Below are 21825 nucleotides of genomic sequence, written 5' to 3' on the forward strand. Positions count from 1 at the left end.
CCCAGCAAACGGCCTTGTCATGCTCTGGCCAGCCACGACGCCTTCTCACCGCACGCCGGAGAGCACGTCCGCGTTGACGACTGGAAAGCGCTTTCCTACATTAACGGTCATTCACTCACCTGTCTTTCGTTCACATACGTGTACGGCAGGCGAAGGCACCGCAGGGAGGCAATCGTGAGAAAGACGATCCCGGCCCGGATAGTGGCGATGGTGGCCGCCGCGCTGGCCTTGGCCGGCGGCATCGCCAGCGGGCCGCCGGCGTCCGGCGCGGCCTGGCCGACGCCGAGCGGCCAGCAGCCGGTCGGTGCGACGATCAACGTGTCCGGCACGGTCGACGGCAAGATGATCCGCTACTACGGCACCGGGGACCTGGGCAGCGGCGGACAGGAAGAGGGCCAGAGCCCGATCTTCAAGCTCGCCAACGGCGCGGTGCTGAAGAACGTCATCATCGGCTCCCCCGCGGCCGACGGCATTCACTGCACGGGCACCTGCACCCTCCAGAACGTCTGGTGGGAGGACGTCGGCGAGGATGCCGCCACCTTCAAGGGAACCTCCTCGTCCCAGACGATGACGATCGACGGCGGCGGCGCCAAAGCGGCCAGCGACAAGGTCTTCCAGCACAACGGCCCCGGCACCATGTACATCAGGAACTTCCAGGTGACGAACTTCGGCAAGCTCTACCGCTCCTGCGGAAACTGCTCCAAGCAGTACGCGCGCCACGTCGTGATCTCCAACGTCACCGCCACGTACCCGGGCAAGACGCTGGCCGGCATCAACACCAACTACGGCGACACCGCCAGGTTCTCCGGCATCACGATCGTCGGCGACTCCAGCAAGAAGATCGTGATCTGCGAGAAGTACAAGGGCGTGACCAGCGGCGAACCCACCAAGATCGGCAGCGGCGCCGACGGCGTCAACTGCGTCTACTCCAGCTCGGACATCACCTACCGGTAAGCGAAGGAGGAGCCGGTCGGATCTCCGCCTGACGGCCGAACCCTGAGCGCGGTCCCCCGCCGAGACGGGAGACCGCGCTCAGCTCCCGTAAAACGCCCCGCCGGCACATCACTTTTCACTCCGCGTACTCAAGCGAGCGAATCGCTATATGCGCGACTGGAGAAATGGCGCTAAGGAGATCATCGCCCATGCACTCGAAAGGGCACCTTAGTGAAAAAGTATCTAGCATCGGGCATATCAGGCATGCTGCTGGCCCTTGCTCCGGCGGTCGCCTTCCATCCGGCGCAGGCAACCGACGGCGAAGCCATCGGCCACGCCGTCAACGGCTTCTCCGCCACGTTGACCCCGGAAGAGGTCGCCCTGCTCCGCGCCAACCCGGACGTCATAGCGATCGAGGCGGACAAAGCCCATCAAGCTGGACCCCGCGCCGAGCACCGAGGCCGAACTTCCTTGGTATCAGCAGTTCAGCCCACCGTGGAACCTCGACCGCATCGACCAGCGATTCGGCTTGAATAATCGGTACATCTTCCAATACACCGGTGCGTCGGTTCGCGCCTATGTGATCGACACCGGCATCCAGACCGACCAGGGCGAGTTCGGCGACCGCGCCATCAACGTGTTCGACGCTTTCGGCGGCGACGGAGTCGACTGCCAGGGCCACGGCACGCACGTGTCCGGCACGGTGGGCAGCGCGTCCTGGGGGGTGGCGAAGCTGGTGCGGCTGCGCGGGGTCAAGGTGTTCCCCCAGTGCAGCGCGGACACGTCGACCTCGGCGATCATCGCCGGCATCGACGGGGTGACCGCCCACGCCATCCACCCTGCCGTGGCCAACCTTTCGCTGGGCGGCCCCCAGTCCGTGGCGCTCAATACCGCGGTGACGGCCCTCGCCGACTCCGGCGTCTTCGTCTCGGTCGCCGCCGACAACGAGAACGTCGACGCGTGCACCAGGTCACCGGCCAGCGCCCCGAACACGCTGACCGTGGCCGCCTCGGACATCAGCGACTCCAAGGCCTGGTTCAGCAACTTCGGACCCTGCGTCGACCTCTACGCACCAGGGGTGGGCATCCCGTCGGTCCCGCTGGCCGGGATCTACCCGAGCGTTCTGAGCGGCACGTCGATGGCGGCCCCCACGGCGGCCGGCGTGGCCGCGCTCATCAAGGACCGGTACGGCGAGATGTCGTCCAGCATCGTCAACGCCTTGATCATCAAGTGGGCCACCCAGTTCGCGATCAACGGCAACCCGCTCTACACGCCGAACCGCCTGCTGTTCAAGCCCTGACCCGCACCTCGTGCTCGCCGGCCTGGTAGTCGAACCAGTCGAAGCTCGCGCTGCCGTCCGTGACGTACATGCCGATGACCCGCCCGGTGAAGCCGGTCGCCACCTCCGTGGACAGGTAGCGGCCGTCCAGCTCGGCCAGGAGAACTCCGCCGGCGGAGAAGGCGATGGTGTCCGGGCCACGAGCACCGACGCCAACCGGCTCGCCGACGGACGCGGCCGCCAAAGCGGTCACGGACGGCGGCAGGAGGTCGCGCGTACGGAAGGAGATGGCGAGGGTGACCGGGCCCGGAGGTACGGGCTGGTCCGCCACGCACTGGCGCAGCGGGCCGATCCGCGCGATCAGGCGCGCCCGCCCCTCGCATACTTCCAGGTCGTAGTGGTGGGCCTCGTCCAGGCGCACGGACAGCCCGGCCGTGGCCGATCCCGGTTCCAGGCGAGCGGCGACGCGGCAGTCGTGGTGCTGCTGGCGGCGGCCGACGAAGGCGCATCCCGGGCGGTCCAGCGTGGCGCCGGTGGCGTGCAGGGTGAGCCGGCCGGGGTGCTCGGTCAGCGACCAGGAGCCGTCCGGGCGGCTGCGCGGTGAGATCCAGTACGGCGCCAGCGCGTCGGCGTCGAAGTCGTCGCGCGGCGGCGTTTCCGGGAGGGGATGCCAGGCGGCGGGCGCCGGATGGCGTTCGAGGACCGGGCCGACCACGGGCCAGCCGTCCACCCATTCCACCGGGGTGAGGAACGTCTCCCGCCCGAGGACCTGGAACTCCGGCGTGTAGCCGCGCGGGCGGGTGCCGAGCAGGACCATCCACCAGCTGCCGTCGGCCGCCTCCACCAGGTCGGCGTGGCCGGTGCTCTGGATCGGCCGGTCGGTGCCGCGGTGCGACAGGATCGGGTTGGCCGGGCCCGCCTCGAACGGGCCGCGCGGCGAGCGGGCGCGGGCGATCGAGACGCTGTGGCCGCGCTCGGTGCCGCCCTCGGACATCAGCAGGTACCACCAGTCGCCCACCTGGTAGAGGTGCGGCCCTTCCGGATATTTCATGCCGACTCCTGACCAGGCGTGATACGGGCCTTCCAGGATCTTGCCCGCCGCCGGGTCGATGCGCGCGATCTGCGTACCGGAGAAGGCGCACCAGCAGGCGCCGTCCTCGTCCCAGGCCAGGTCGGGGTCGATGCCCGGCAGGTCGATCCAGACGGGGTCCGACCACGGGCCTTCGGGGCGCTCGGCGGTGACGATGAAGTTGCCCCGGCCGCTCACGTTCGTCGTGATCAAATAGAACCGGCCGTCGTGGTGGCGGATCGTCGGCGCGTAGATCCCGCCCGAGGCGGGCACCTCTGGGGGCAGCTCCAGCTGTGACGGCCGGTCGAGCACGTTCCCCAGTTGCCGCCAGTGCACCAGGTCGCGGCTGTGGAAGATCGGGACGCCGGGGACGTACTCGAAGCTGGAGCAGACGAGGTAGTAGTCCTCGCCGACCCGGCACACGCTGGGATCCGGGTGGAACCCGCCGATCACCGGGTTGTCGTACATCCGCACGTTGAGCGGTTCCTTTCGGTGAGAGGGTCAGCCCTTGAAGGCGCCGTCCATGATCCCGGCCACCATGCGCCGGCCCACGAAGACGAACAGCACCAGCAGCGGGAGGGTGGCCAGGAACGAGCCCGACATGGCGAGCCCGAGGTCGACGTCGAGGCTGTTCTGCAGGGCCTTGATGGCGATCTGCGCGGTGTACATCTCCGGCGACTTCAGCACGATGAACGGCCACAGGAAGTCGTTCCAGGCGGTGACGAACCCGAGCAGCCCGAGCACGAACGCGGCCGGCCGCACCAGCGGGAACGCGATGCGCCAGAAGATCTGCCAGCTGGTCGCGCCGTCGATGCGGGCCGCCTGGAGGATCTCGTCGCTGATCGTGGTGGACAGGTGCTGGCGCATCCAGAAGATCCCGAACGCGCTGGCCAGGCCCGGCACGATGAGCGCCTGGAGGGTGTCCACCCAGCCCAGCGCAGAGATGATCATGTACTGCGGGATGACGGCCAGCTGTGTCGGCACCGTCATGGTGAGCACGACGATCAGGAACAGCGCGTTGCGGCCGGGAAAGCGCAGCTTGGCGAAGGCGAACCCGGCCAGCGAGCAGAGCAGGGCGTGCCCGACACCGATCGTCCCGGCCACGATGAGGCTGTTGACGATCGACTGGACGAAGGGCACCGTCGTGAACACCAGGCCGGCCAGGTGGAAGAAGTTGCCACCGGGCGCGATCTCGGGCGGCAGCTGCGTGGCCGTCGCCGTGTCGGTCGTGGCCACCACGAACATCCAGTACAGCGGGAACAGGCAGCCGAACACGGCCAGTCCCAGCAGGACATAGGACCACCAGCGGACGCGCTCGCCCGAGCGCCGGATCGTCTTGGTCATCATCGCTCCGGCCGGATACGGGTGGACAGGACGTAGTTGAGCGTCGCGACCGCGACCACCAGCACGAACAGGGCCACGCCGATGGCCGCGCCGTAGCCGAACTGGAACTGGCCGAAGCCCTGCTCGTACAGGAACAGCGTCAGCGTCTGGCACTGCCGGATCGGTCCGCAGGTCAGCGGCGCGCTGCGGGAGACCAGCAGCGGCTCGGTGAAGATCTGCAGGCCTCCGATCGTCGAGGTGACGATCGTGAACACGATGACCGGCCGCAGCGACGGGATCGAGATGTGCCGGAACTGCTTCCACCCGCCCGCGCCGTCCACGGCCGCCGCCTCGTAGATCGCGCGCGGGATCGCCTGCAGGGAGGCCAGGTAGAGCAGCGTGGTGTAGCCGAACCAGCGCCAGGTCACCATGACCGCGATGAGCACGTGGCTGCCCCACACCGACTGCTTGAAGTCGATCGGCTCGACGCCGGCGAACCCCAGCAGCCAGTTCAGCAGGCCGTAGTCGCGGTCGAACATCTGGGCGAAGACGATCGTGGTGGCCGCCACCGAGGTGATGTACGGCACCAGCATCGACATCCGGAAGAACACCGCCAGCCGGAGCCGGGCATGGTTGAGCAGGTGGGCCAGGCCCAGCGCCAGCACCAGCTGCGGCACGGTGGACAGCAGCCAGATGCTGATCGTGTTCCCGGCCGCGTTCCAGAACCGGGCGTCGTCGAACAGGCGGCTGAAGTTGCCGAAGCCGATGAAGACGTGCTCGCCGATGGGGTTCCAGTCGAACAGCGCCACGTAGAAGGTGAACAGCAGCGGGAACAGCCCGAAGACCGCGAAGATCAGGAAGAACGGGGCGATGTAGGCATAGGGGGCGATGCGCTCGCCGATGCCCTGCCGTACCCGGGTCGTGAGCGCGGGCGGCGTCTGGGCCGCCCGCGCCGTGTTGAGGCTTGTCGTCACGCTCGTCCTACTTGCCGATGGCCGTCTTGACGTTGGCCAGTGCCGTGTCCCACGCCTTGGCGGGGTCGCCCTTGCCCTGCTCGACGTTCGTGATCGCGTTCTGCAGCTCCTGGCCGATGGCCGAGCTGTCCGGGCCGATGAGGAACGGCTTGAGGCCGAGCAGCGAGTCGGTGTAGATCGTCCCGATCGGCGCGCCGGAGAAGAACTCGTCCTTCAGCCCGGTGAGCTTGGGGTCCTTGTAGACCGACGGGGTGGTGGGCAGCGAGCCGGAGTCCACGAAATGCGTCAGCTGGCCCTGCGGTGACTGGGTCGCGGTGATGTACGCCCAGGCCGCCTTGGGGTTCTTGGCGCCCTTGGGGATCGCCAGGTAGCTGCCGCCCCAGTTGCCCGCCCCGCCGGGGATCGTGGCGACGTCCCACTTGCCCTTGGTGTCCGGGGCGTTTCGCCGGATCGCGCCCAGCATCCACGACGGCGCGGAGATCACCGCGAACTGGTCCTTGCCCATGCCCGCGCTCCAGCCCTCGGAGAACGAGCTCTGCTTGGCCGTGATCCCGGCCTGCGCGGTCTTGATCGCCAGATCGAAGGCCGTCTTGACCTGCGGGCTGGTGCTGTAGACGACGTTGCCCGAGGGGTCGTAGTACTTCTGCGGCCCCTGGTTGACCGCCTGGTAGAACACGCTGGTCGCCGCGTTGTCCACGAACGCCTTGCCGGTCTTGGCGGTGTACTTCTTGCCGGTCTCGATGAAGGCGTCCCAGGTGGGCCAGAGCTTGCCGACCTCCTCGCGGTCGGTCGGCAGCCCGGCCTTCTTGAACAGGTCCGTCCGGTAGGCGACGGCCATGCCGCCCACGTCCGTCGGGATGCCGATGATCTCACCGCCCTTGGCGGTGCTCTGGCTCATCACCCAGTCGAGATAGTCGCCCTTGATCTTGTCGGCGCCCATCGGCCGCAGGTCGGTGAAGTTCTGCGGCTGCTGGACGAACTTGGGCAGGTCGTCGCCCTGGATGAGGACGAGGTCGGGCACCTTGCCGCCGGCCAGCGCCGTCGTCAGCGCCTGCGCCGTCTCCACGGAGCTGCCGACCTCGGTCAGCTTCACCTGCGCGCCGGGGTTCTTCTTCTGGTAGTCCTCGACGGCGGCCTTCTGGTTGATCCCGCTGAACGACCAGAAGTCGAACGACTTACCGCCGCTCTCTGTCGCCTGAGTGGAGGTTCCGCCGCCGCAGGCGGCCGTGGTCAGGGCGAGGGCCGCGGCGAGCGCGGCCGGGATTGCGTTGCGGAGCTTCACGGCGATCTCTTCCCCTGGGGGTCGGTGCTGAAGAGCTGGTACGGACTGACGGCGGCGCGCCCATGGAGGTGGAGTTCGTCGCGGCGCCTAAAATTTTCGGAACTAGGGCCGATCGTTAATCGGGGACTTTAGGCACTTCCCGCCAACCTGGTCAATAATCTGGTCGTAAGATTGCCGAAACAGTCGGGCAACAGGCCGAAAGCCTGGCGTTAGACTGCGCCCATGACCGCGACCCAGGAGCCGCCCGCGCCCGGCACCGCCGCCGACGCAGGACCCGGCACCGCAGCCGGCACCGGACCTCGCGCCGCGCCCAACCAGCCGCTGACCATCGCGCAGCTCGCCGAGCTGGCCGGAGTGTCCACGGCCACGGTCTCCAAAGTGGTGAACGGCCGTTCCGAGGTCGCGCCGGAGACCCGGGCCCTGGTCGAGGGGCTCATCCGCGAGCACGGCTACCGGCGTCAGCGGCGGCGCGACAGTCCCGCCGCCCTGGTGGAGCTGGTCTTCCACGCGCTGGAGGGCGACTACCCGATAGAGATCATCAAGGGCGTCGAGCGGGTGGCGCAGGAACACGACCTGGCGCTGGTGCTCTCCCAGCTGCAGCACCACCACGTCCCCGGCCGGAGCTGGATCGAGGGCGTGATGAGACGCCGGCCCACCGGTGTCATCGCGGTGTTCAGCAGCCTGACCGACGCCCAGTGCCACCAGCTCGCCAGCCGCGACATCCCGCTCGTCCTGCTGGACCCGAGCGGCGAGCCCGGCCACCAGGTGCCCTCGGTGGGCGCCGGCAACTGGAACGGCGGCCTCTCGGCGACCCGCCACCTGCTGCAGCTCGGCCACCGGCGGATCGGCATCATCACCGGCCCCGACTACGCGCTGTCCAGCCGGGCCCGCCTCGACGGCTACCGCGCCGCGCTGGACATGGCCGGCGTGCCCATCGATCCGGATCTGATCCGCGCGGGCGACTTCCTGGTCGAGGGCGGCCTGGCCCAGGCCCATCGGCTGCTGCGGCTGCCCGATCCGCCCACCGCGATCTTCGCCTGCAACGACGGGCAGGCCACGGGGGTCTACGGGGCGGCGTACGAGCGGGGACTACGCATCCCCGACGACCTGAGCGTGATCGGCTTCGACGACCTCCCGCCGATGCGCTGGGCCATCCCGCCGCTGACCACGATCCGCCAGCCGCTCACCGAGATGGCCGCCGCGGCCACCAGGATGCTGGTGGCGCTCACGCACGGCGAGCCGGTGCCGCAGAACCGCATCGAGCTCGCCACCGAACTCGTGGTGCGAGGGAGCACCGCCCCCTACGGCCGCTGAGAAGTTCCGAAAGTTTCTGGATTCTTTCCGTATGTATCAAGGGCGACTCGTGCTCTGGCGGCCATGGCCTCGTCCACCATCTCCCCCTCGAAGGTGATCGCCCCGGCGCCGCGTCCCTGCGCCGCCGCCACGGCGGCGATCATCCGCGCGTAGCGGGCGAGCTCCTCCGGGGTGGGCGAGAAGACCTCGTTGATCACGGGGACGTGGGAGGGGTGGATCGCCATCATGCCCTCGTAGCCCAGGGAGCGGTTCTGCTCGGCGAACGCCCGCAGCCCTTCGAGGTCGGCGATGGTCGTCCAGAGGCCCGCGATCGGGCAGGGCGCGCCGGCCGCCCGCACGTCCAGCAGGACACGGGACCGCAGGGCCAGCGTCTCGGTGCCCTCAGGGCTCCAGCGGTAGCCGACCGCCCGCTCGACGTCGCCCCCCTTGCCGGTGACCGCACCCAGGTAGGCGACGCGGGGCGCGGCCCGGCCGATGTCGTACGCGGCACGCAGCGCGGCGGCGCTCTCCAGCAGCGGCACGAGGGCGATCTGGCCCTCGGGCAGGCCGTGTTCGCGCTCGCACCAGCTCAGCAGCCGGTCGGCCAGGCGTACGTCCGCTTCGCCCGCGACCTTCGGCAGGACCACCCCGGCCAGGCGGGCGTGCGTGATGGCCCGCAGATCCTCGGCGGCCGCCCAGCCGTCGAGGGGGTTGATCCGGACGAACAGCGCCATGTCGCCCGTCGCGCCGGCGACGGCGTCGGCCACGCGCGCGCGGGCGGTGGCCTTGCCGGCCTGCGGGACGGCGTCCTCCAGGTCGAGGATGGCCGCGTCGGCTCCCGTGGCCGCCGCCTTGGCCAGCCATTCGGTACGGGTGCCGGGGACGAAGAGCAGGGAGCGCAGCGGCGGCCGGTCAGATGACACCGCGCTTCTCCAGATCCGCGAGCTGGTCGGCGCCGAGCCCGAGCCAGTGCCGGTAGACGAGGGCGTTGTCCTGCCCGAGCGCGGGTCCGGTTCGCCAGACGTGTCCGGGTTTCTGGTGGAAGTGCGGGAGGGCGGCCTGCATGCGGACCGGCCCGAGGTCGGGGTCGTCGACGGTGATGATGTCGCCGCGTTCGGCGTACACGGGGTCGCCGGCGATGTCCTCGGCGGTGAAGACGCGGGAGGCGACCACCTCGGCGTCCGCGAACGCCTCCAGGCACTCGGCGGTGCCGCGCGCGGCCACCCATGCGCGCAGTCCCTGGTCCAGCCGTTCCCGGCCGGCGAGTTGCCGCTGCGTCGTGGCGTACTCCTCCTCGGGCAGGCCCAGGAGACGAACGACGTTCAGGACCGAGCGGAGGGTCGCGGAGGTCACGGTGATCCAGTCGCCGTCGCCGGACAGGTAGGTGTTGATGACCGCGGCCGGTGCGACGGCCAGCTGGTTGCCGGACCTGCCGGGGACGACGCCGAGCTGGTCGTGCGTGATGACCTGCCACTCGACCAGCCGGAACAGCGGCTCGAACAGGGCCAGGTCGATCCACTCGCCGTCGAAGGCGGGGTCGTTGGCCCGCCGGTGCAGGGCGGCGAGCACGGCGTAGGCGCCCATCAGCCCGGTCACGGCGTCGCCGTGGGAGAACCCGGTGTGCACGGGCGGCCCGTCGGGGAAGCCGGTCAGGTGCACCACGCCGCTCCTGGCCTCGCCGACCTTGCCGAAGCCGGGCGCGTCGGCCCGCGAGGACGTCGCGCCGAACCCGGAGATCTGCAGCAGGACGGCCTTGGGGTTGATCCGGTGCACAGCCTCCCAGTCCAGCTCCCAGGCCCGCAGCCGGCCGGGGCGCAGCGTGACGATGACGACGTCGGCCCAGGCCACGAGCCGGTGGGCCACCTGCCGGCCGTCGGGGTCGTGCAGGTCCAGAGTGACGGAGCGCTTGTTCCGGCCGGCGACCTTGAACCACAGCGGTACGCCGTCGCGCGTGGGGCCCATGGCGCGGGCCGCGTCACCGACGCCGGGGGGTTCGACGTGGATCACGTCGGCGCCCTGGTCGGCGAGCATGGACCCGGCCAGTGGCCCGGCGACCACATGGGCGAACTCCACTACTTTCAGACCACGCAACTGCCCCTGGCCGTGCCGCTGTTCGGTCGCCTGTCCGCTCGCCTGTCCGCTCGCCTGTCCGCTCGCCTGTCCGCTCGCCTGTTCGGTCGCCTCTTCGGTCGCCACGCATGAGCTCCTTCGCACTGTCCGGTGCTGTCATCCTGCCCAAGGCGAGAAATGCGGGTCCAGCACAAGAAGTCGATAAATTCATGCTATTTACGCATTAACCCATCCAGGAGACACCCGGCGGCAGCTCCGTACGGAACTCTTCGAGCACGTCCAGGAACGCCGCCGCCGCGAGCGGCAGGGTTCGCCGCGCCCGGACCACGACGTCCAGACGCCGCTCCACCACGGGCCCGGTCAACCGGCGGTGCACCACATGCCCCGGACCCAGGAGGGGCAGCACCAGAGCGGGCATCGCCGACACGCCGAGACCGGCGGCGACCAGGCCGCCCACCGTCGCCACGTTGCTCGCCTCCGCCGCGGGCGTCACGGCGGCGCCCGCCTGGGCGAACGCCGCGTCGGCGAGCCTGCGGACACTGGACTGCGGCCCGACGGCCAGGAACGGCTCGGCGGCCAGGTCCTCCCAGGTGACCTCGTCACGATCGGCGAGCGGGTGCCCCTCGGGCAGTACGGCGTGGAACTGGTCGCGGATCAGCGGACGATGCTCGAGCCGATCCGGCGACGCGCCCACCGTGGTGATCGCGAAGTCGGCGTCACCCGACAGCACCCTGCCGAGCACGGCCCGTTCGAGCCCGTCCATGATGCGGACCGCCACCTGCGGCCGCTGCCGCCGGAAGGCGGAGATCATCCGTGGCAGCAGCACCGCCGCGACCGAGGGCAGCGTGGCCACGGCCACCACGCCCGACTCGCCGAGCAGGTAGCGCCGCAGCTCCTTCATTCCCGACTCGTGGGCGCCGACGATCTGCTCGGCCACCCGCAGGGTCTCCAGGCCCGCCGCGGTGAGCTGGACGTTGCGGGTGTCGCGCTCCAGCAGGCGGGCGTCGAGCACCCGCTCCAGGTCGGCGACCGCGCGGCTCAACGTGGACTGCGAGACGTGCAGGTGCGCCGCCGCGGCGGTGAAGCTCGCCGCCCTGGCCACGGCGACATAGGCGGCGAGTTGCCGGAGAGTAGCGTCCATGAGGCCAACCTATGCACATACCGCATGGATAAATCCACTTTTGATGGTGGACGTGAAAGGTCAGCGCTCGGAAACTTCTCCGTAACCCTCCGAAAGGACCTCGATGATCGCGCTCCTCGGCTTTCTCACCATCGGCCTGTTCCTGGTGCTCACCATGACCAGGCGCGTCTCGGTCCTCACCGCGTTGGTGCTGGTCCCGGTGTTGACTGCGCTTGCCGGCGGTTTCGGCGCCGAGATGGGCCCGATGATCCTCGCCGGTCTGGGCAAGGTGGCGCCCACCGGCATCATGATCGCTTTCGCGGTCCTGTACTTCAGCCTGATGATCGACACAGGGCTCTTCGACCCGCTGATCCGCGGCATTCTGCGCCTGGCCAAGGACGACCCGCTGCGGATCGCCGTCGGCACGGCCGTCATCACGATGTGCGTGGCCCTGGACGGCGACGGCGCCTCGACCTTCCTCATCACCGTCTCGGCCCTGCTGCCCGTCTACAAGCGGCTGCGGATGAGCCCGCTGGTGCTCACCGGCGTCGTCTGCCTGGGCGCCGGTGTGATGAACATGATCCCCTGGGGCGGGCCCACCGCGCGGGCGATGGCGGTGCTGAAGCTGGACAGCTCGCAGGTGTTCACCCCGGTTCTGCCCGCGATGGTCATCGGCATCGTCTGGGTGCTGGTGGCGTCGTACCTGATCGGCCTGCGCGAACGCCGTCGCCTCGGCACGGTCTCCCTGCCCGAGCCCGCGCCGGAGCCTGCGGCCGAGTTCGTCGCCGGAGACGGGCCGGGGACGCCGCTCGCCCCGGCGCGCAGGCACCCGGCCCTGACCATCTTCAACCTGGCGCTGACCGTCGCCCTGCTCGTCGGGCTGATCCTGCAGGTCATGCCGCTGCCGGTGCTGTTCGTGGTCGGGTTCGCGATCGCCGCGCTGGTCAATCACCCCTCCTGGGAGAAGCAGCAGGCGCTGCTCGACAGGCACGCCAAGAGCGTCGTCCTGGTCACCACGATGATCTTCGCCGCGGGGGTCTTCACCGGAATCCTCACCGGGACCAAGATGATCAACGAGATGGCGACCGCGTTCGTCAACGTCATCCCCGACTCGTTCGGCGGCCACCTGCCGGTGCTGGTCGCGATCACGGGCATGCCGCTCAGCCTGGTCTTCACCCCTGACGCCTACTACTTCGGCGTACTGCCCGTGCTCGCCCAGACCGCCGGCGGCTTCGGCATCGAGTCCGCCGAGGTCGCCAGGGCCGCCATCCTCGGCCAGATGACCACCGGCTTCCCGCTCAGCCCGCTCACCGCCGCGACGTTCATCCTCGTCGGCATGAGCGGCGTACAACTCGGCCAGCACCAGCGCTTCATCTTCGGCTGGGCGTTCGCCACCACCCTGGTCATGACCGTGGCCGCGCTCCTGACCGGCGCCATCTCCCTCTGACCGCGCGAGGACCCCCCATGAAGTACGGCAGGATCGCCGCCGCTCTGTCCCCCTATCTACCCTCTCGGCGGTGCCCGCCCCCGCACACGCTGACAGCCTGTTGCCCACGTGCAGTGATCGGAACTGCTTGCGACGTATCAATCACGTACGGTAAGGTTTCCGTGATCGAACGGGCAAGCGATAACCAAGCTGGCCGTGAGATCACTTCCTGGATTCATCGGTATAACGAGGCCGCCGGACGGGCGGTGACAGGACGTGGAGACTTGCCGGTAGGCGGGTCGGTGAAGCGTCAAGCATCCCGTTCCACAGCTCGTGCTGCTTACGGCATGGACTGCTGCGTAAGCAGCACGGGAATCTTCACCTCTTCAGGGCGAGGAGCACGTCAAGACTACAACGCCTACGATCAACTGCAGGCCCAGGGCCAGGCGACGGCCTTCTTCGTCACCCGCGGCTACACCACCGCCGTGTGCAACACCCGCGGCACGGGCGCCTCACCCAGGCGCCCGAGCCCGTTCAGCGCGCAGGAACAACGCGACAACTACGACCTCATCGAGTGGCTGGCGAGCCAGCCCTGGTCCACCGGCAAGATCGGGCAGACCGGCGTCAGCTACGGCGGCCACTCCTCCCTCCTGGTCGCGGTGAACAAGCCGCCCCACCTGGCCGCGATCATCCCCGTCGACGGAATCAGCGACTGGTACGAGAACACCATCTACCGAGGCGGCATCTACTCGGCCAGGATCCGGGACTGGCAGCGCGCCGTCGCGCCCGACACCCTGGTGACCTACGCCGAGCACCCGCTCTACGACGACTACTGGCGAGAGCGCAGCGTCAAGGCCCGCTGGAAGAACCTGGACGTCCCCGTCCTGGAGATCGCCGGATGGTACGACCGATACCGGGCCGCCATGGTGGCGAACTTCCAGGCCCGCCCGAAGAACGTCTGGCTGGTCGCCGGCCCCTGGCAGCACGGCTGGCCGTCGGGCCAGCCCGCCGACATCGGCAACGGCGCCTACCTCGCCTGGTGGGACCACTGGCTCGCCGGCCGGACCGACGCCCCGCTGCCCGCCACCAAGGTGACCTCGTATCAGGTGCCGGGCACCGGCTGGCAGCAGCTCGCCAGCTGGCCCCCTCCCGGAACCCGGCAGACCCGGCTCGGCCTGAGCGCCGACGGCACGCTGACGACCGGATGGAGCAAGCCGGCCGCCCTCGCCTTCACCGTCAACACCGAGACGACCCCCGCGACCCCGGACGAGCGGCTCACCTTCCAGACGCGGCCCTATCAGCGGGACACCGTCCTGGCCGGCGACGTCAACGCCAAGGTGCGCGCCGCCTTCAGCGCCACCGACGGCAACATCGCGGTCGTGGTCGAGGACGTCGCCCCCGACGGTACGGCCGTCCGCATCACCCAGGGCTGGCTCAAGGCGAGCCACCGGTTCGGCCACGATCGCGCCGTCCCCGTCCGGCCGGGCAAGACCTATGACCTGGAGATCCGTACCTGGCCGACCCACTACCGGCTGAGCGCCGGCCACAGCCTCCGCGTGACCGTGTCCAGCGACGACCATCCCGAGATCGACTCCGACGCTCCGGCGGGCCGGGTCCACCTGCGCGTGGGATCCGGCGGCACCGAAATCCGGCTCGGCACGCTCTCGGGGAAGGACGTCCAATGATCCGGCTCAGGACAGAGGACGCACGCTTGGGCCGCCTCAGGGCGCCCGCCGGGAAGCACCCCCGCCTCGGGAGGCTCTTGGCCGCGACCGCCGCCGTGCTGTCGATGGCGATCTCCCTGAACGCGCAGCCATCCGCCGCAGCCACGGGGGCGGCTGAGGGCGGCACGTGCGAGAGCCTGACCGCCATGACGCTGCCCGACGCGACCGTCACCCTGGCCGAATCGGTCCCGGCGGGCAGGTACACCGCTCCCGACGGCCGGGTCCTGCCGTCCGTGCCCGCCTTCTGCCGCGTCCACGGCGTCGCCAAGCCGGTGCCGAACTCCAGCATCGGCTTCGAGGTGTGGATCCCTCAGCAGGGGTGGAACCAGCGCCTGCTGATGTTCGGCAACGGCGGATACAGCTCGGCCATCGACTTCCCGTCCATGGGCGGCTCCGCGCTGTCGGCCGGGTACGCCACCGTCGGCACCGACACCGGGCACACCGGCGACGACCCTGACGTGTTCGTTCAGGGCGCCGCCAATCCGGAGATCATCGTCGACTGGGGTCACCGCGCGGTCCACGAGACGATCGTCAACGCCAAGCCGATCGTCGAGGCGTACACCGGTGCCAAGCCGCGCTACTCCTATTTCATCGGCTGCTCCACCGGCGGCCACCAGGCGCTGATGGAGGCCCAGCGCTACCCGGACGACTTCGACGGCATCGTGGCCGGCGCCCCGGGGAACAACCGCGTCGCGCTCAACGCCGGCTTCCTCTGGCAGTTCCTCCGCAATCACTCTCCCGGAGGCGTCCCTGACCCGATCGTCCCGGCGGCCAAGCTGCTGCTGCTGACGAACGCGGCCGTCAAGCGGTGCCGGGGCGGAGACGGCGGCCTGGCGACCGACGACTTCCTCACCGACCCGCGACGCTGCTCCTTCGACCCCGCCTCACTCCGCTGTCCCGCCGGCGACGCTCCCACCTGTCTGACGAAGCGCCAGATACAGGCGTTGCGGGAGATGTACGCAGGCGCCCGCGACCCGAATACCGGCGCGCGGATCTACCCCGGCTGGCCGGTGGGCAGCGAAGCACCCGTGGTGGACGCGGCGGGCACCGTGCGGGTGGGCTGGAGCGCGTACTGGGGCACCACCGCGCCGGCGCGGGCGAACTTCTGGCGCTACTGGGTCTTCAACGATCCGAACTGGAACTGGTGGACCTTCGACTTCCACCGCGACCTGCGCCTGGCCCAGAAGAAGCTCGGCCCGATCATCGACGCCACCGACCCGGACCTGAGGCCGTTCCGGCGCAGCGGCGGCAAGCTCATCATGTACACGGGCTGGGCCGACCCGGTCGTCTCCGCCCACGACACCATCGACTACTACCGCCAGGTGGTTCGCGCCACCTCCGGCGAGCGTCAGCCGGGCAGCGCGGCCGTCGCGCGGACGCGGGAGTTCGCCCGGCTGTTCACGGTTCCCGGCATGGCCCACTGCGGCGGCGGCCCCGGCCCGAACGTCTTCGACACGCTGACCCCGATCGTGAGCTGGGTCGAGCGCGGAGCGGCGCCCGCCGAGATCGTCGCGACGAAGTACGTACACGACAACCCGGCGGACGGCGTCGCGATGACCCGTCCCCTCAGGCCCTTCACGTGTTAGCGGTCCGGTAGGCCGTACCGGACGGAGGTCAACCGACGCGCATGGGCCAGCCGATGCGCGTCGGTCAGCCGACGCGGATCGGGAGGGTGCGCGGCCCGCGGACCTGACCGGCGGCCCAGGTCACCGCGGCCGGGTCGGCCAGGCTGAACTCCGGGAAGCGCGCCAGCCACACCTCGAGCGCGACCCGCAGCTCCATGCGCGCCAGGTGCGAGCCCACACAGCGGTGAATGCCCAGGCCGAACGCGACGTGCCGATTGACCTCACGGTCGATGACCACTTCGCCCGCCCGGTCGAACTGCGCCGGATCGCGGTTGGCCGCCGGGAAGGACAGCAGGACCCAGTCGTCGGCCTTCATGTCGCCGCCGCGCCAGTGCATGTCCTGCTTGACCAGCCGGGCCATCGTGACCGGCGCGTACGCCCGCAGGAACTCCTCCATCGCGGTCGGCAGCAGCGCCGGCTCGGCGACCAGGCGCTCACGGTCGGCGGGCGTCTTCGCCAGGTGCCACAGCGACGCGCCGATCGCGCTCCAGGTCGTGTCGATGCCGGCGATGAGCAGCAGCGCCATCGTGCCCGCCACGTGGGACGGGTCGAGCTTGTTACCGTCGAGCTCGGCGTCGATCAGGTAGCTGGTGAGGTCGTCGCGCGGGTGCTCGACGTGGTCGCGGATCTGCACGAGCAGGTAGTCGAACAGCTCTCGCGAACGGGCGAAGCGTTCCTCCGGCGGCAGGTTGATGCCTTCGAGCGCGTTCTCGACGAACGCCCGGAACTGCGGGCCGTCCTCGGGCGCAAAGCCGAGCATCTCGGCGATGACCCGGATCGGGATGTACTGGGCGTAGTCGGCGGCGGCGTCGACGACGTCCTGCCCCTCCATCGCGTCGATGAGCGCGTGGCAGTACGCTCTGGTCCCCGCCTCCCGCTTGGCGACCGCGGACTTGGTGAACGCCGGCAGCAGCAGCTTGCGCGCGTGGTGGTGGAAGGGCGGGTCGGAGGAGATCGGCGGCGCGGTGCCCACGGGGGCCAGCTCCACGGGCGGCCGGAAGTTGCTCATGATGATCGCCCGGGACGAGAAGTGCTCGGTGTCGTAGGCGATGGCCGCGACGTCCTCGTAGCGGGTCGGCAGCCACCCGCCGCCGAACCGCTCGGTGTGCGCGATCGGGCAGCGCTGCCGCAACTCGTCCTGGATGGGGTACGGGTCGGCCGCCCACTCCGGCTCAGCGTGGGAGAAATCGGTCGCCCAGTCCGAGACGGGCCCGGTGATGACCTCGTTACGAGAACCCAGGGGCGGCTCTTCCAGCGTCCCCCGGTAATCCTGGTTGAAGCGGTCGTCCACGGTCATGTCAATGCTCCTAGAGGATCTCGATCGCTCGTTCGGGACAGTTGGACACCGCCAGGCGCGCCGCGCGCTCGTTGTCCGGCGGCACGATCCCCTCTCCGATCACCTGCCCGTAGCCCTCGTCGTCCTCGCCGAACAGGTCGGGGGCGAGGTCGTAGCAGCGACCATGCCCCTGACAGCGCTCGGAGTCGATCCGCACTTTCACTGTGGTGCTCCCCTCTGAGCCGTGGTCTCGATGGTCTTTGCCGTGGTGCCGACGGCTTGTGCCGCGTTGTCGATGGCTTGTGCCGGGGTGCCGCCGGCTTGTGCCGGGGTGTCGGTGGGGGCCAGGGCGGCGACGACGCGGGTGAGCAACGCCGTCCACTCCTCGTCGTCCACCGCGTGCAGGTCCGGGGTGATGAGCGCGCTGCCCATCGCGAGCGCGAGGCAGAAGTGGGCGAGCGCGTTCGCCGACAGCGCGGGGTCGAGCTCGCCGGCACTCTCGGCGACGCCGGCGAGCCCGGCCAGCCAGTCCGCGCGTTCGCCGACGTAGTCGCGCATCGGCTGCGCGACCTCCTCATCGCGACGGGCCGCGACCATGGCCTCGACGATGAGATAACCGCCGGCATCACGCTGACGCGGCAGCCGGCGACCCACCACGACGAGCAGCTCCGCGATCGACCGGTCCGGATCGGCCGCCAGAAGATCGGCCAGCAACCGCGGCCCGTGCGCGCGCAGCGCGGCCACGAGCAGGCCGGCCTTCGACCCGAAGTGCGCGTACAACGCGCCGTTGCTCACCCCGGCGGCCGTGGCGATGTCCGCCACGCGCGTACCTTCGTACCCGCGCTCGGCGAACACCTCGGCGGCCGCGCGCAGCAACCGTTCACGCGTCTCGGCGGCGGTGACGCCCGCGATACGCCCCATGGTCAAATTAAAAGACTGTTCATTTGATTCGTCAAGAGCTGCTTCACACGACCCTGGTGTCTGGCGGCCTTGAAGACGACAGTCCGTCACGGCAACTGGAAGCGGACATGGAAGCGCGCAATCGAAGTTGGCAGTAGCGGCGTGTACGGCAGTAGGTTTGGCCCGAAATGAGCGTGTGAGCAGTAGATGGCCAGTGTGAGCAGTAGTTGGCCACCCTGAGCTTAAGCTAACGCCCTGTTCCGCTCATGGGCACGGTGATCCCGCTGATCGGCGGTGCGGTCCCGGGCATCCGCCGCCCGGTCCCGTGCGTCGGCGTCGTCCTCACGCTCGGTCAGCTTCAGCTCCGACTCGCGGACCAGGCGCACGCGCTCCACGAGGGCGCGGTCTCGCGGACGGTGCTGTCGCTCGTCCTGGTCGGCCACCGTTCCTCGTGTCGGTGTCGGTGTCTGCGTCCACTCTGCCCCAGGTGCGCACGGCGCCGCCAGCCGTACGGCCCGATCACACCGTCCGCTGCGTCGAGACGACGCCGCCCACGCATCCCCGGCTGCCTTTCCTGAGCGGGAAACGGGTCCCGGCGCCGCCGCCGGCTGAGGTCGCGGGACGCCCGGGCGGCTTGACAGCTGCGGCGCAAGGTTGCATGGTTAGTTACAAATGTAGCTAACCAGTTGGGCGGACAAGCCAACGATGGACGACGACCGACCGATCTTCCTTCAGATCGCCGAGCTGATCGAGAACTCGATCATCGACGGGTCGCTGGTGGAGGAGGCCCAGGTCCCGTCTACCAACGAGCTTGCCGCCTTTCACCGGATCAACCCGGCCACCGCGGCCAAGGGCGTCAACCAGCTCGTGTCGGAGGGAACGCTCTACAAGCGACGCGGCATCGGCATGTTCGTCGCCGGTGGCGCCCAGGCCAAGCTGCGCGAGCGGCGACGGGAACGGTTCACCGAACAGTACGTGGAACCCCTGCTCGCCGAGGCACGCAAGCTCGGCATCGGCCACGACGAGCTGATGAAGATGATCGATTCATTCGGTGCGGTTATCGGGAGGGACCTGGGATGACGGCGGTGGTAACCGCACACGGGGTGACCAAGCGCTTTGGTGACGTCACGGCGCTCGACGACGTGAGCTTCGCGCTGGCCGAGCACACGATCTACGGCCTGCTCGGGCGCAACGGGGCGGGCAAGACCACCCTGATGCAGATCCTCACCGGGCAGGCGTTCGCGTCGTCGGGGAACGTGACGGTCTTCGACGCGCCACCGGTGGAGAACCCGGCCGTCCTGTCGAAGGTCTGTTTCGTCCGGGAGAGCCAGCGCTACCCCCACTTCTACACCGTGCGCCACGTCTTTCGCACCGCACGCGGGCTGTTTGCGAACTGGGACGACACGTTCGCGCACGGCCTCGCCGCGGACTTCCAGCTACCGGCCGGGCGGCTGGTCCGCAGGCTCTCGCGGGGCATGCTGTCGGCCCTCGGCGTGACCGTCGGGCTGGCCGCGCGGGCGCCCCTGACGTTCTTCGACGAGCCGTACCTCGGGCTCGACGCGGCCGCCCGGCAGCTTTTCTACGACCGCCTGCTCGCCGACTACGCCGGGCATCCCCGCACCGTGGTGCTGTCCACCCACCTCATCGACGAGGTGAGCGATCTGGTCGAGCGGGTGCTGCTCATCGACCGTGGCCGGCTGCTGCTCGATGAGGACGCCGACGACATGCGCGGGCAGGCGGTGGCGGCCACCGGTCAGGCGGAGGCCGTGGACGGGTTCGCGGCCGGACGCACCGAGTTGCACCGCGAGCGGTTGAGCGGCCTGGTCCGGTCGACCATCCTCGGTGGGCTCGGACCGCACGCGAAGGCGCTCGCGCAGACGCTGAACGTCGAGCTGGAGCCGCTGTCGTTGCAGCAACTCGTGGTCCGCCTGACCGCACCGCCGACGACAACGGCGCCGGCGGACCGGGAGGCCGTCCAATGAACCGCATCCGTCAGGTAGCCCGTCTCCAGATGCCGGCCTGGCCGCACATCCTGGGCTGGACGTGGAGCATGATGGCCGTCGCGTTCGGCATCAACCTGTTGCTCTTCATGGCGAACTACGACCCGGGCGACGGCGTGACGACCACCGGCGGCCTGGTCAGCCTATACGGCATCGTGATCGCGATGGCCACCGTCTCGGTCACCCAGATCTTCCCGTACGCGCTGGGCATGAGCGTGACCCGCCGGGAGTTCTACCTGGCCTGGTCGCTGCTCGCGGTCGTCCAGTCGATGGTCTACGCGCTGGTGCTCTGCCTGCTGCGCGCCGTGGAACAGGCCACCGGCTACTGGGGGATGGGGATGCGCTACTTCGGTCTGCCGTTCATGGATGACGCCAACCCGGTGCTGCTCCTGCTCGGGTACGCGGTACCCATGCTGGTCGTGACCCACCTCGGGATCCTGCTCGGCACGTTGCACCTGCGCTGGGGCACCACCGGCGTCCTCGCCAGCCTCACCCTGGCCTTCACAGCGCTCGGGCTGGCCGCCGCGCTGATCACGTGGACCCGGCAATGGCACGCGATCGGCCGCTGGTTGCTCGACCAGTCCCCCACGGCGCTGCTCGCCGGCTGGCCGGTCCTGGTGGCCGCCGCGTTCGCCGTCGGCGGGTACACGCTCATCCGCCGTGCCACGGCGTAGGCGCGGCGGGCACACGGCCGCTCCGCACCACCGGATAACGCGAACACCAACATCCGCCGTGATGGGCTGCCGGATTGTCAGCCCTGTCCGCCCGCGTCCTTAGGAGAGCTGCAATGACGAGCAACAACACGCCCCCGCCCGCAGGTCTCGGGATTTGGGCAAATCTCGGGATCTGGATCGCATTTGGCGCTGCCTTCGGCCTTCTCTTCGACGTCGTCGGGGGTCTTTTTGACAACGTCACTTTCGGTGTCGGGTTAGGTTTGTCCCTAGGTCCGGCCCTGGGTGTGGCCGCCTGGGCCGTCTTCATCGCGCCGCGAAGGAATCGCCGCGACTCCTGAACGTCGAGCCCGAGTATCGGCTACGAGGTCGTAGGCGCCACCGGGGAGTCCAGGAAGCAACGCAACGGCGCTGGCGATGGTGGCCACGTCAGGCGTTGGTCAGATCCAGCACCCCGACCGTCTGCCCCCTCGCTCTTCTCACCGGTGAACTGAAACCCGAGTTTCCAGTAGAAACCCTCGGGACCGTCTTCTCCGGGCTCCCGCGTGAGGTACATCCGGGTACCATCGCGGCGCCTGATTTCGGCGGCCACCGATTCGACGGCGAAGCGGCCGACTCCGCGCCCCTGGGCATCGGGTATCACGTTGACGCGCCACGTGCCGGATCGGAAGTCGTCGCACGTGCGGTGCGCAGCACGCGCTGCATCGCCTGCGGACTGGCATGCCCGGCCAGGTTCCAGCAGTTTGCACTCGATTGGGCTTCCCCTCATAACGTAGAGACCGAACCGGGAGAGGTCTCTACGTTATGAGGGGAAGCCCACTACCGTCCTCGACGGGCATTTGCCAACGACCAGGCAGGCC

General features: G+C 69.4%; 22 protein-coding genes. 11 read left to right on the forward strand and 11 right to left on the reverse strand.

Annotation, left to right across the window (positions count from 1 at the left end; translation table 11 throughout):
- Positions 1–174: 174 nt before the first annotated feature.
- The 3 genes from AB0B61_RS45375 to AB0B61_RS45385 all read left to right on the forward strand — a co-directional run bounded on the left by AB0B61_RS45375 (position 175) and on the right by AB0B61_RS45385 (position 2233).
- Positions 175–954 (forward strand): pectate lyase, encoded by a 780-nt coding sequence (locus AB0B61_RS45375; protein WP_358446427.1) that lies wholly within the window; start codon positions 175–177, stop codon positions 952–954.
- 243 nt (positions 955–1197) lie between these two features.
- Entirely contained in the window at positions 1198–1470 is a 273-nt protein-coding gene (locus tag AB0B61_RS45380; RefSeq protein ID WP_358446430.1) for a protease inhibitor I9 family protein, read from the forward strand.
- Entirely contained in the window at positions 1463–2233 is a 771-nt protein-coding gene (locus tag AB0B61_RS45385; protein WP_358446433.1) for a S8 family peptidase, read from the forward strand. The genes AB0B61_RS45380 and AB0B61_RS45385 overlap by 8 nt, the downstream gene beginning before the upstream one ends.
- Here the strand turns inward: AB0B61_RS45385 and AB0B61_RS45390 are convergent.
- Genes AB0B61_RS45390 through AB0B61_RS45405 form a run of 4 tightly spaced genes read right to left on the reverse strand, consistent with a single transcriptional unit; the run spans position 2223 to position 6860 of the window.
- A complete protein-coding gene (locus AB0B61_RS45390; protein ID WP_358446502.1) occupies positions 2223–3749 on the reverse strand; it encodes a glycoside hydrolase family 43 protein in 1527 nt (508 codons plus the stop codon). The genes AB0B61_RS45385 and AB0B61_RS45390 overlap by 11 nt on opposite strands.
- Positions 3750–3782: 33 nt before the next feature.
- Positions 3783–4625, reverse strand: coding sequence for a carbohydrate ABC transporter permease (locus tag AB0B61_RS45395; RefSeq protein ID WP_358446436.1), 843 nt, complete (start codon positions 4623–4625; stop codon positions 3783–3785).
- Positions 4625–5578 (reverse strand): sugar ABC transporter permease, encoded by a 954-nt coding sequence (locus AB0B61_RS45400; RefSeq protein WP_358446439.1) that lies wholly within the window; start codon positions 5576–5578, stop codon positions 4625–4627. Before AB0B61_RS45400 ends, AB0B61_RS45395 begins: the two co-directional genes overlap by 1 nt.
- 7 nt (positions 5579–5585) lie before the next feature.
- Positions 5586–6860, reverse strand: a complete 1275-nt coding sequence (locus tag AB0B61_RS45405) for an extracellular solute-binding protein (RefSeq protein ID WP_358446441.1) — start codon at positions 6858–6860, stop codon at positions 5586–5588.
- A gap of 222 nt (positions 6861–7082) precedes the next feature.
- Here AB0B61_RS45405 and AB0B61_RS45410 point away from each other — a divergent pair, with 222 nt between their 5' ends.
- Positions 7083–8174, forward strand: coding sequence for a LacI family DNA-binding transcriptional regulator (locus AB0B61_RS45410; protein WP_358446443.1), 1092 nt, complete (start codon positions 7083–7085; stop codon positions 8172–8174).
- On the opposite strand, the gene AB0B61_RS45415 is transcribed toward AB0B61_RS45410, so the two are convergent.
- The 3 genes from AB0B61_RS45415 to AB0B61_RS45425 form a co-directional block, all read right to left on the reverse strand.
- Positions 8162–9076 carry a CoA ester lyase gene (locus tag AB0B61_RS45415; protein ID WP_358446446.1) on the reverse strand — a complete coding sequence of 305 codons (915 nt, stop codon included), beginning with the start codon at positions 9074–9076 and terminating at the stop codon, positions 8162–8164. The genes AB0B61_RS45410 and AB0B61_RS45415 overlap by 13 nt on opposite strands.
- Positions 9066–10349 carry a CoA transferase gene (locus AB0B61_RS45420; RefSeq protein WP_358446449.1) on the reverse strand — a complete coding sequence of 428 codons (1284 nt, stop codon included), beginning with the start codon at positions 10347–10349 and terminating at the stop codon, positions 9066–9068. The genes AB0B61_RS45415 and AB0B61_RS45420 overlap by 11 nt, the downstream gene beginning before the upstream one ends.
- A 97-nt stretch (positions 10350–10446) precedes the next feature.
- Positions 10447–11364 (reverse strand): LysR substrate-binding domain-containing protein, encoded by a 918-nt coding sequence (locus AB0B61_RS45425; RefSeq protein ID WP_358446451.1) that lies wholly within the window; start codon positions 11362–11364, stop codon positions 10447–10449.
- 103 nt (positions 11365–11467) lie between these two features.
- Between AB0B61_RS45425 and AB0B61_RS45430 the strand changes: the two genes are divergently transcribed.
- From AB0B61_RS45430 to AB0B61_RS45440, 3 genes are all read left to right on the forward strand, one after another.
- Complete coding sequence (locus AB0B61_RS45430) at positions 11468–12790, forward strand: citrate:proton symporter (RefSeq protein WP_358446454.1); 1323 nt, start codon at positions 11468–11470, stop codon at positions 12788–12790.
- A gap of 326 nt (positions 12791–13116) precedes the next feature.
- Positions 13117–14454, forward strand: coding sequence for a CocE/NonD family hydrolase (locus AB0B61_RS45435; protein WP_358446457.1), 1338 nt, complete (start codon positions 13117–13119; stop codon positions 14452–14454).
- 77 nt (positions 14455–14531) lie between these two features.
- Positions 14532–16079, forward strand: a complete 1548-nt coding sequence (locus tag AB0B61_RS45440; protein WP_358446460.1) for a tannase/feruloyl esterase family alpha/beta hydrolase — start codon at positions 14532–14534, stop codon at positions 16077–16079.
- A gap of 64 nt (positions 16080–16143) precedes the next feature.
- Here AB0B61_RS45440 and AB0B61_RS45445 read toward each other — a convergent pair whose 3' ends face one another.
- The 3 genes from AB0B61_RS45445 to AB0B61_RS45455 are packed head-to-tail and all read right to left on the reverse strand — an operon-like array spanning position 16144 to position 18315.
- Positions 16144–17415, reverse strand: coding sequence for a cytochrome P450 (locus tag AB0B61_RS45445; protein WP_358446463.1), 1272 nt, complete (start codon positions 17413–17415; stop codon positions 16144–16146).
- Positions 17416–17425: 10 nt separating this feature from the next.
- Positions 17426–17617 (reverse strand): ferredoxin, encoded by a 192-nt coding sequence (locus tag AB0B61_RS45450; RefSeq protein ID WP_358446466.1) that lies wholly within the window; start codon positions 17615–17617, stop codon positions 17426–17428.
- The gene (locus AB0B61_RS45455; RefSeq protein WP_358446469.1) at positions 17614–18315 is read right to left on the reverse strand and encodes a helix-turn-helix domain-containing protein; all 702 of its coding nucleotides are present in this window, start codon (positions 18313–18315) and stop codon (positions 17614–17616) included. Before AB0B61_RS45455 ends, AB0B61_RS45450 begins: the two co-directional genes overlap by 4 nt.
- Positions 18316–18999: 684 nt before the next feature.
- Between AB0B61_RS45455 and AB0B61_RS45460 the strand changes: the two genes are divergently transcribed.
- The 4 genes from AB0B61_RS45460 to AB0B61_RS45475 all read left to right on the forward strand — a co-directional run bounded on the left by AB0B61_RS45460 (position 19000) and on the right by AB0B61_RS45475 (position 21306).
- Entirely contained in the window at positions 19000–19374 is a 375-nt protein-coding gene (locus tag AB0B61_RS45460) for a GntR family transcriptional regulator (RefSeq protein WP_358446472.1), read from the forward strand.
- Entirely contained in the window at positions 19371–20276 is a 906-nt protein-coding gene (locus tag AB0B61_RS45465; protein WP_358446475.1) for an ABC transporter ATP-binding protein, read from the forward strand. Before AB0B61_RS45460 ends, AB0B61_RS45465 begins: the two co-directional genes overlap by 4 nt.
- Positions 20273–20968: a hypothetical protein gene (locus AB0B61_RS45470; RefSeq protein WP_358446477.1), complete on the forward strand. Its 696-nt coding sequence runs from the start codon at positions 20273–20275 to the stop codon at positions 20966–20968. Before AB0B61_RS45465 ends, AB0B61_RS45470 begins: the two co-directional genes overlap by 4 nt.
- Positions 20969–21081: 113 nt before the next feature.
- The gene (locus AB0B61_RS45475; RefSeq protein WP_358094116.1) at positions 21082–21306 is read left to right on the forward strand and encodes a hypothetical protein; all 225 of its coding nucleotides are present in this window, start codon (positions 21082–21084) and stop codon (positions 21304–21306) included.
- A gap of 20 nt (positions 21307–21326) precedes the next feature.
- Here AB0B61_RS45475 and AB0B61_RS45480 read toward each other — a convergent pair whose 3' ends face one another.
- Positions 21327–21734 carry a GNAT family N-acetyltransferase gene (locus tag AB0B61_RS45480; RefSeq protein WP_358446480.1) on the reverse strand — a complete coding sequence of 136 codons (408 nt, stop codon included), beginning with the start codon at positions 21732–21734 and terminating at the stop codon, positions 21327–21329.
- Positions 21735–21825: the final 91 nt, after the last annotated feature.

It is taken from the genome of Nonomuraea sp. NPDC049158 (assembly GCF_040648335.1).
Lineage (GTDB): Bacteria > Actinomycetota > Actinomycetes > Streptosporangiales > Streptosporangiaceae > Nonomuraea.

Coding starts and splice junctions, on each gene's coding strand:
- AB0B61_RS45380 (WP_358446430.1), top strand. CDS start 1,198: ATGCTGCTGGCCCTTGCTCCGGCGGTCGCCTTCCATCCGGCGCAGGCA.
- AB0B61_RS45390 (WP_358446502.1), bottom strand. CDS start 3,749: ATGTACGACAACCCGGTGATCGGCGGGTTCCACCCGGATCCCAGCGTG.
- AB0B61_RS45395 (WP_358446436.1), bottom strand. CDS start 4,625: ATGACCAAGACGATCCGGCGCTCGGGCGAGCGCGTCCGCTGGTGGTCC.
- AB0B61_RS45410 (WP_358446443.1), top strand. CDS start 7,083: ATGACCGCGACCCAGGAGCCGCCCGCGCCCGGCACCGCCGCCGACGCA.
- AB0B61_RS45425 (WP_358446451.1), bottom strand. CDS start 11,364: ATGGACGCTACTCTCCGGCAACTCGCCGCCTATGTCGCCGTGGCCAGG.
- AB0B61_RS45430 (WP_358446454.1), top strand. CDS start 11,468: ATGATCGCGCTCCTCGGCTTTCTCACCATCGGCCTGTTCCTGGTGCTC.
- AB0B61_RS45435 (WP_358446457.1), top strand. CDS start 13,117: ATGGACTGCTGCGTAAGCAGCACGGGAATCTTCACCTCTTCAGGGCGA.
- AB0B61_RS45445 (WP_358446463.1), bottom strand. CDS start 17,415: ATGACCGTGGACGACCGCTTCAACCAGGATTACCGGGGGACGCTGGAA.
- AB0B61_RS45455 (WP_358446469.1), bottom strand. CDS start 18,315: ATGGGGCGTATCGCGGGCGTCACCGCCGCCGAGACGCGTGAACGGTTG.
- AB0B61_RS45460 (WP_358446472.1), top strand. CDS start 19,000: ATGGACGACGACCGACCGATCTTCCTTCAGATCGCCGAGCTGATCGAG.
- AB0B61_RS45465 (WP_358446475.1), top strand. CDS start 19,371: ATGACGGCGGTGGTAACCGCACACGGGGTGACCAAGCGCTTTGGTGAC.
- AB0B61_RS45470 (WP_358446477.1), top strand. CDS start 20,273: ATGAACCGCATCCGTCAGGTAGCCCGTCTCCAGATGCCGGCCTGGCCG.
- AB0B61_RS45475 (WP_358094116.1), top strand. CDS start 21,082: ATGACGAGCAACAACACGCCCCCGCCCGCAGGTCTCGGGATTTGGGCA.
- AB0B61_RS45480 (WP_358446480.1), bottom strand. CDS start 21,734: ATGAGGGGAAGCCCAATCGAGTGCAAACTGCTGGAACCTGGCCGGGCA.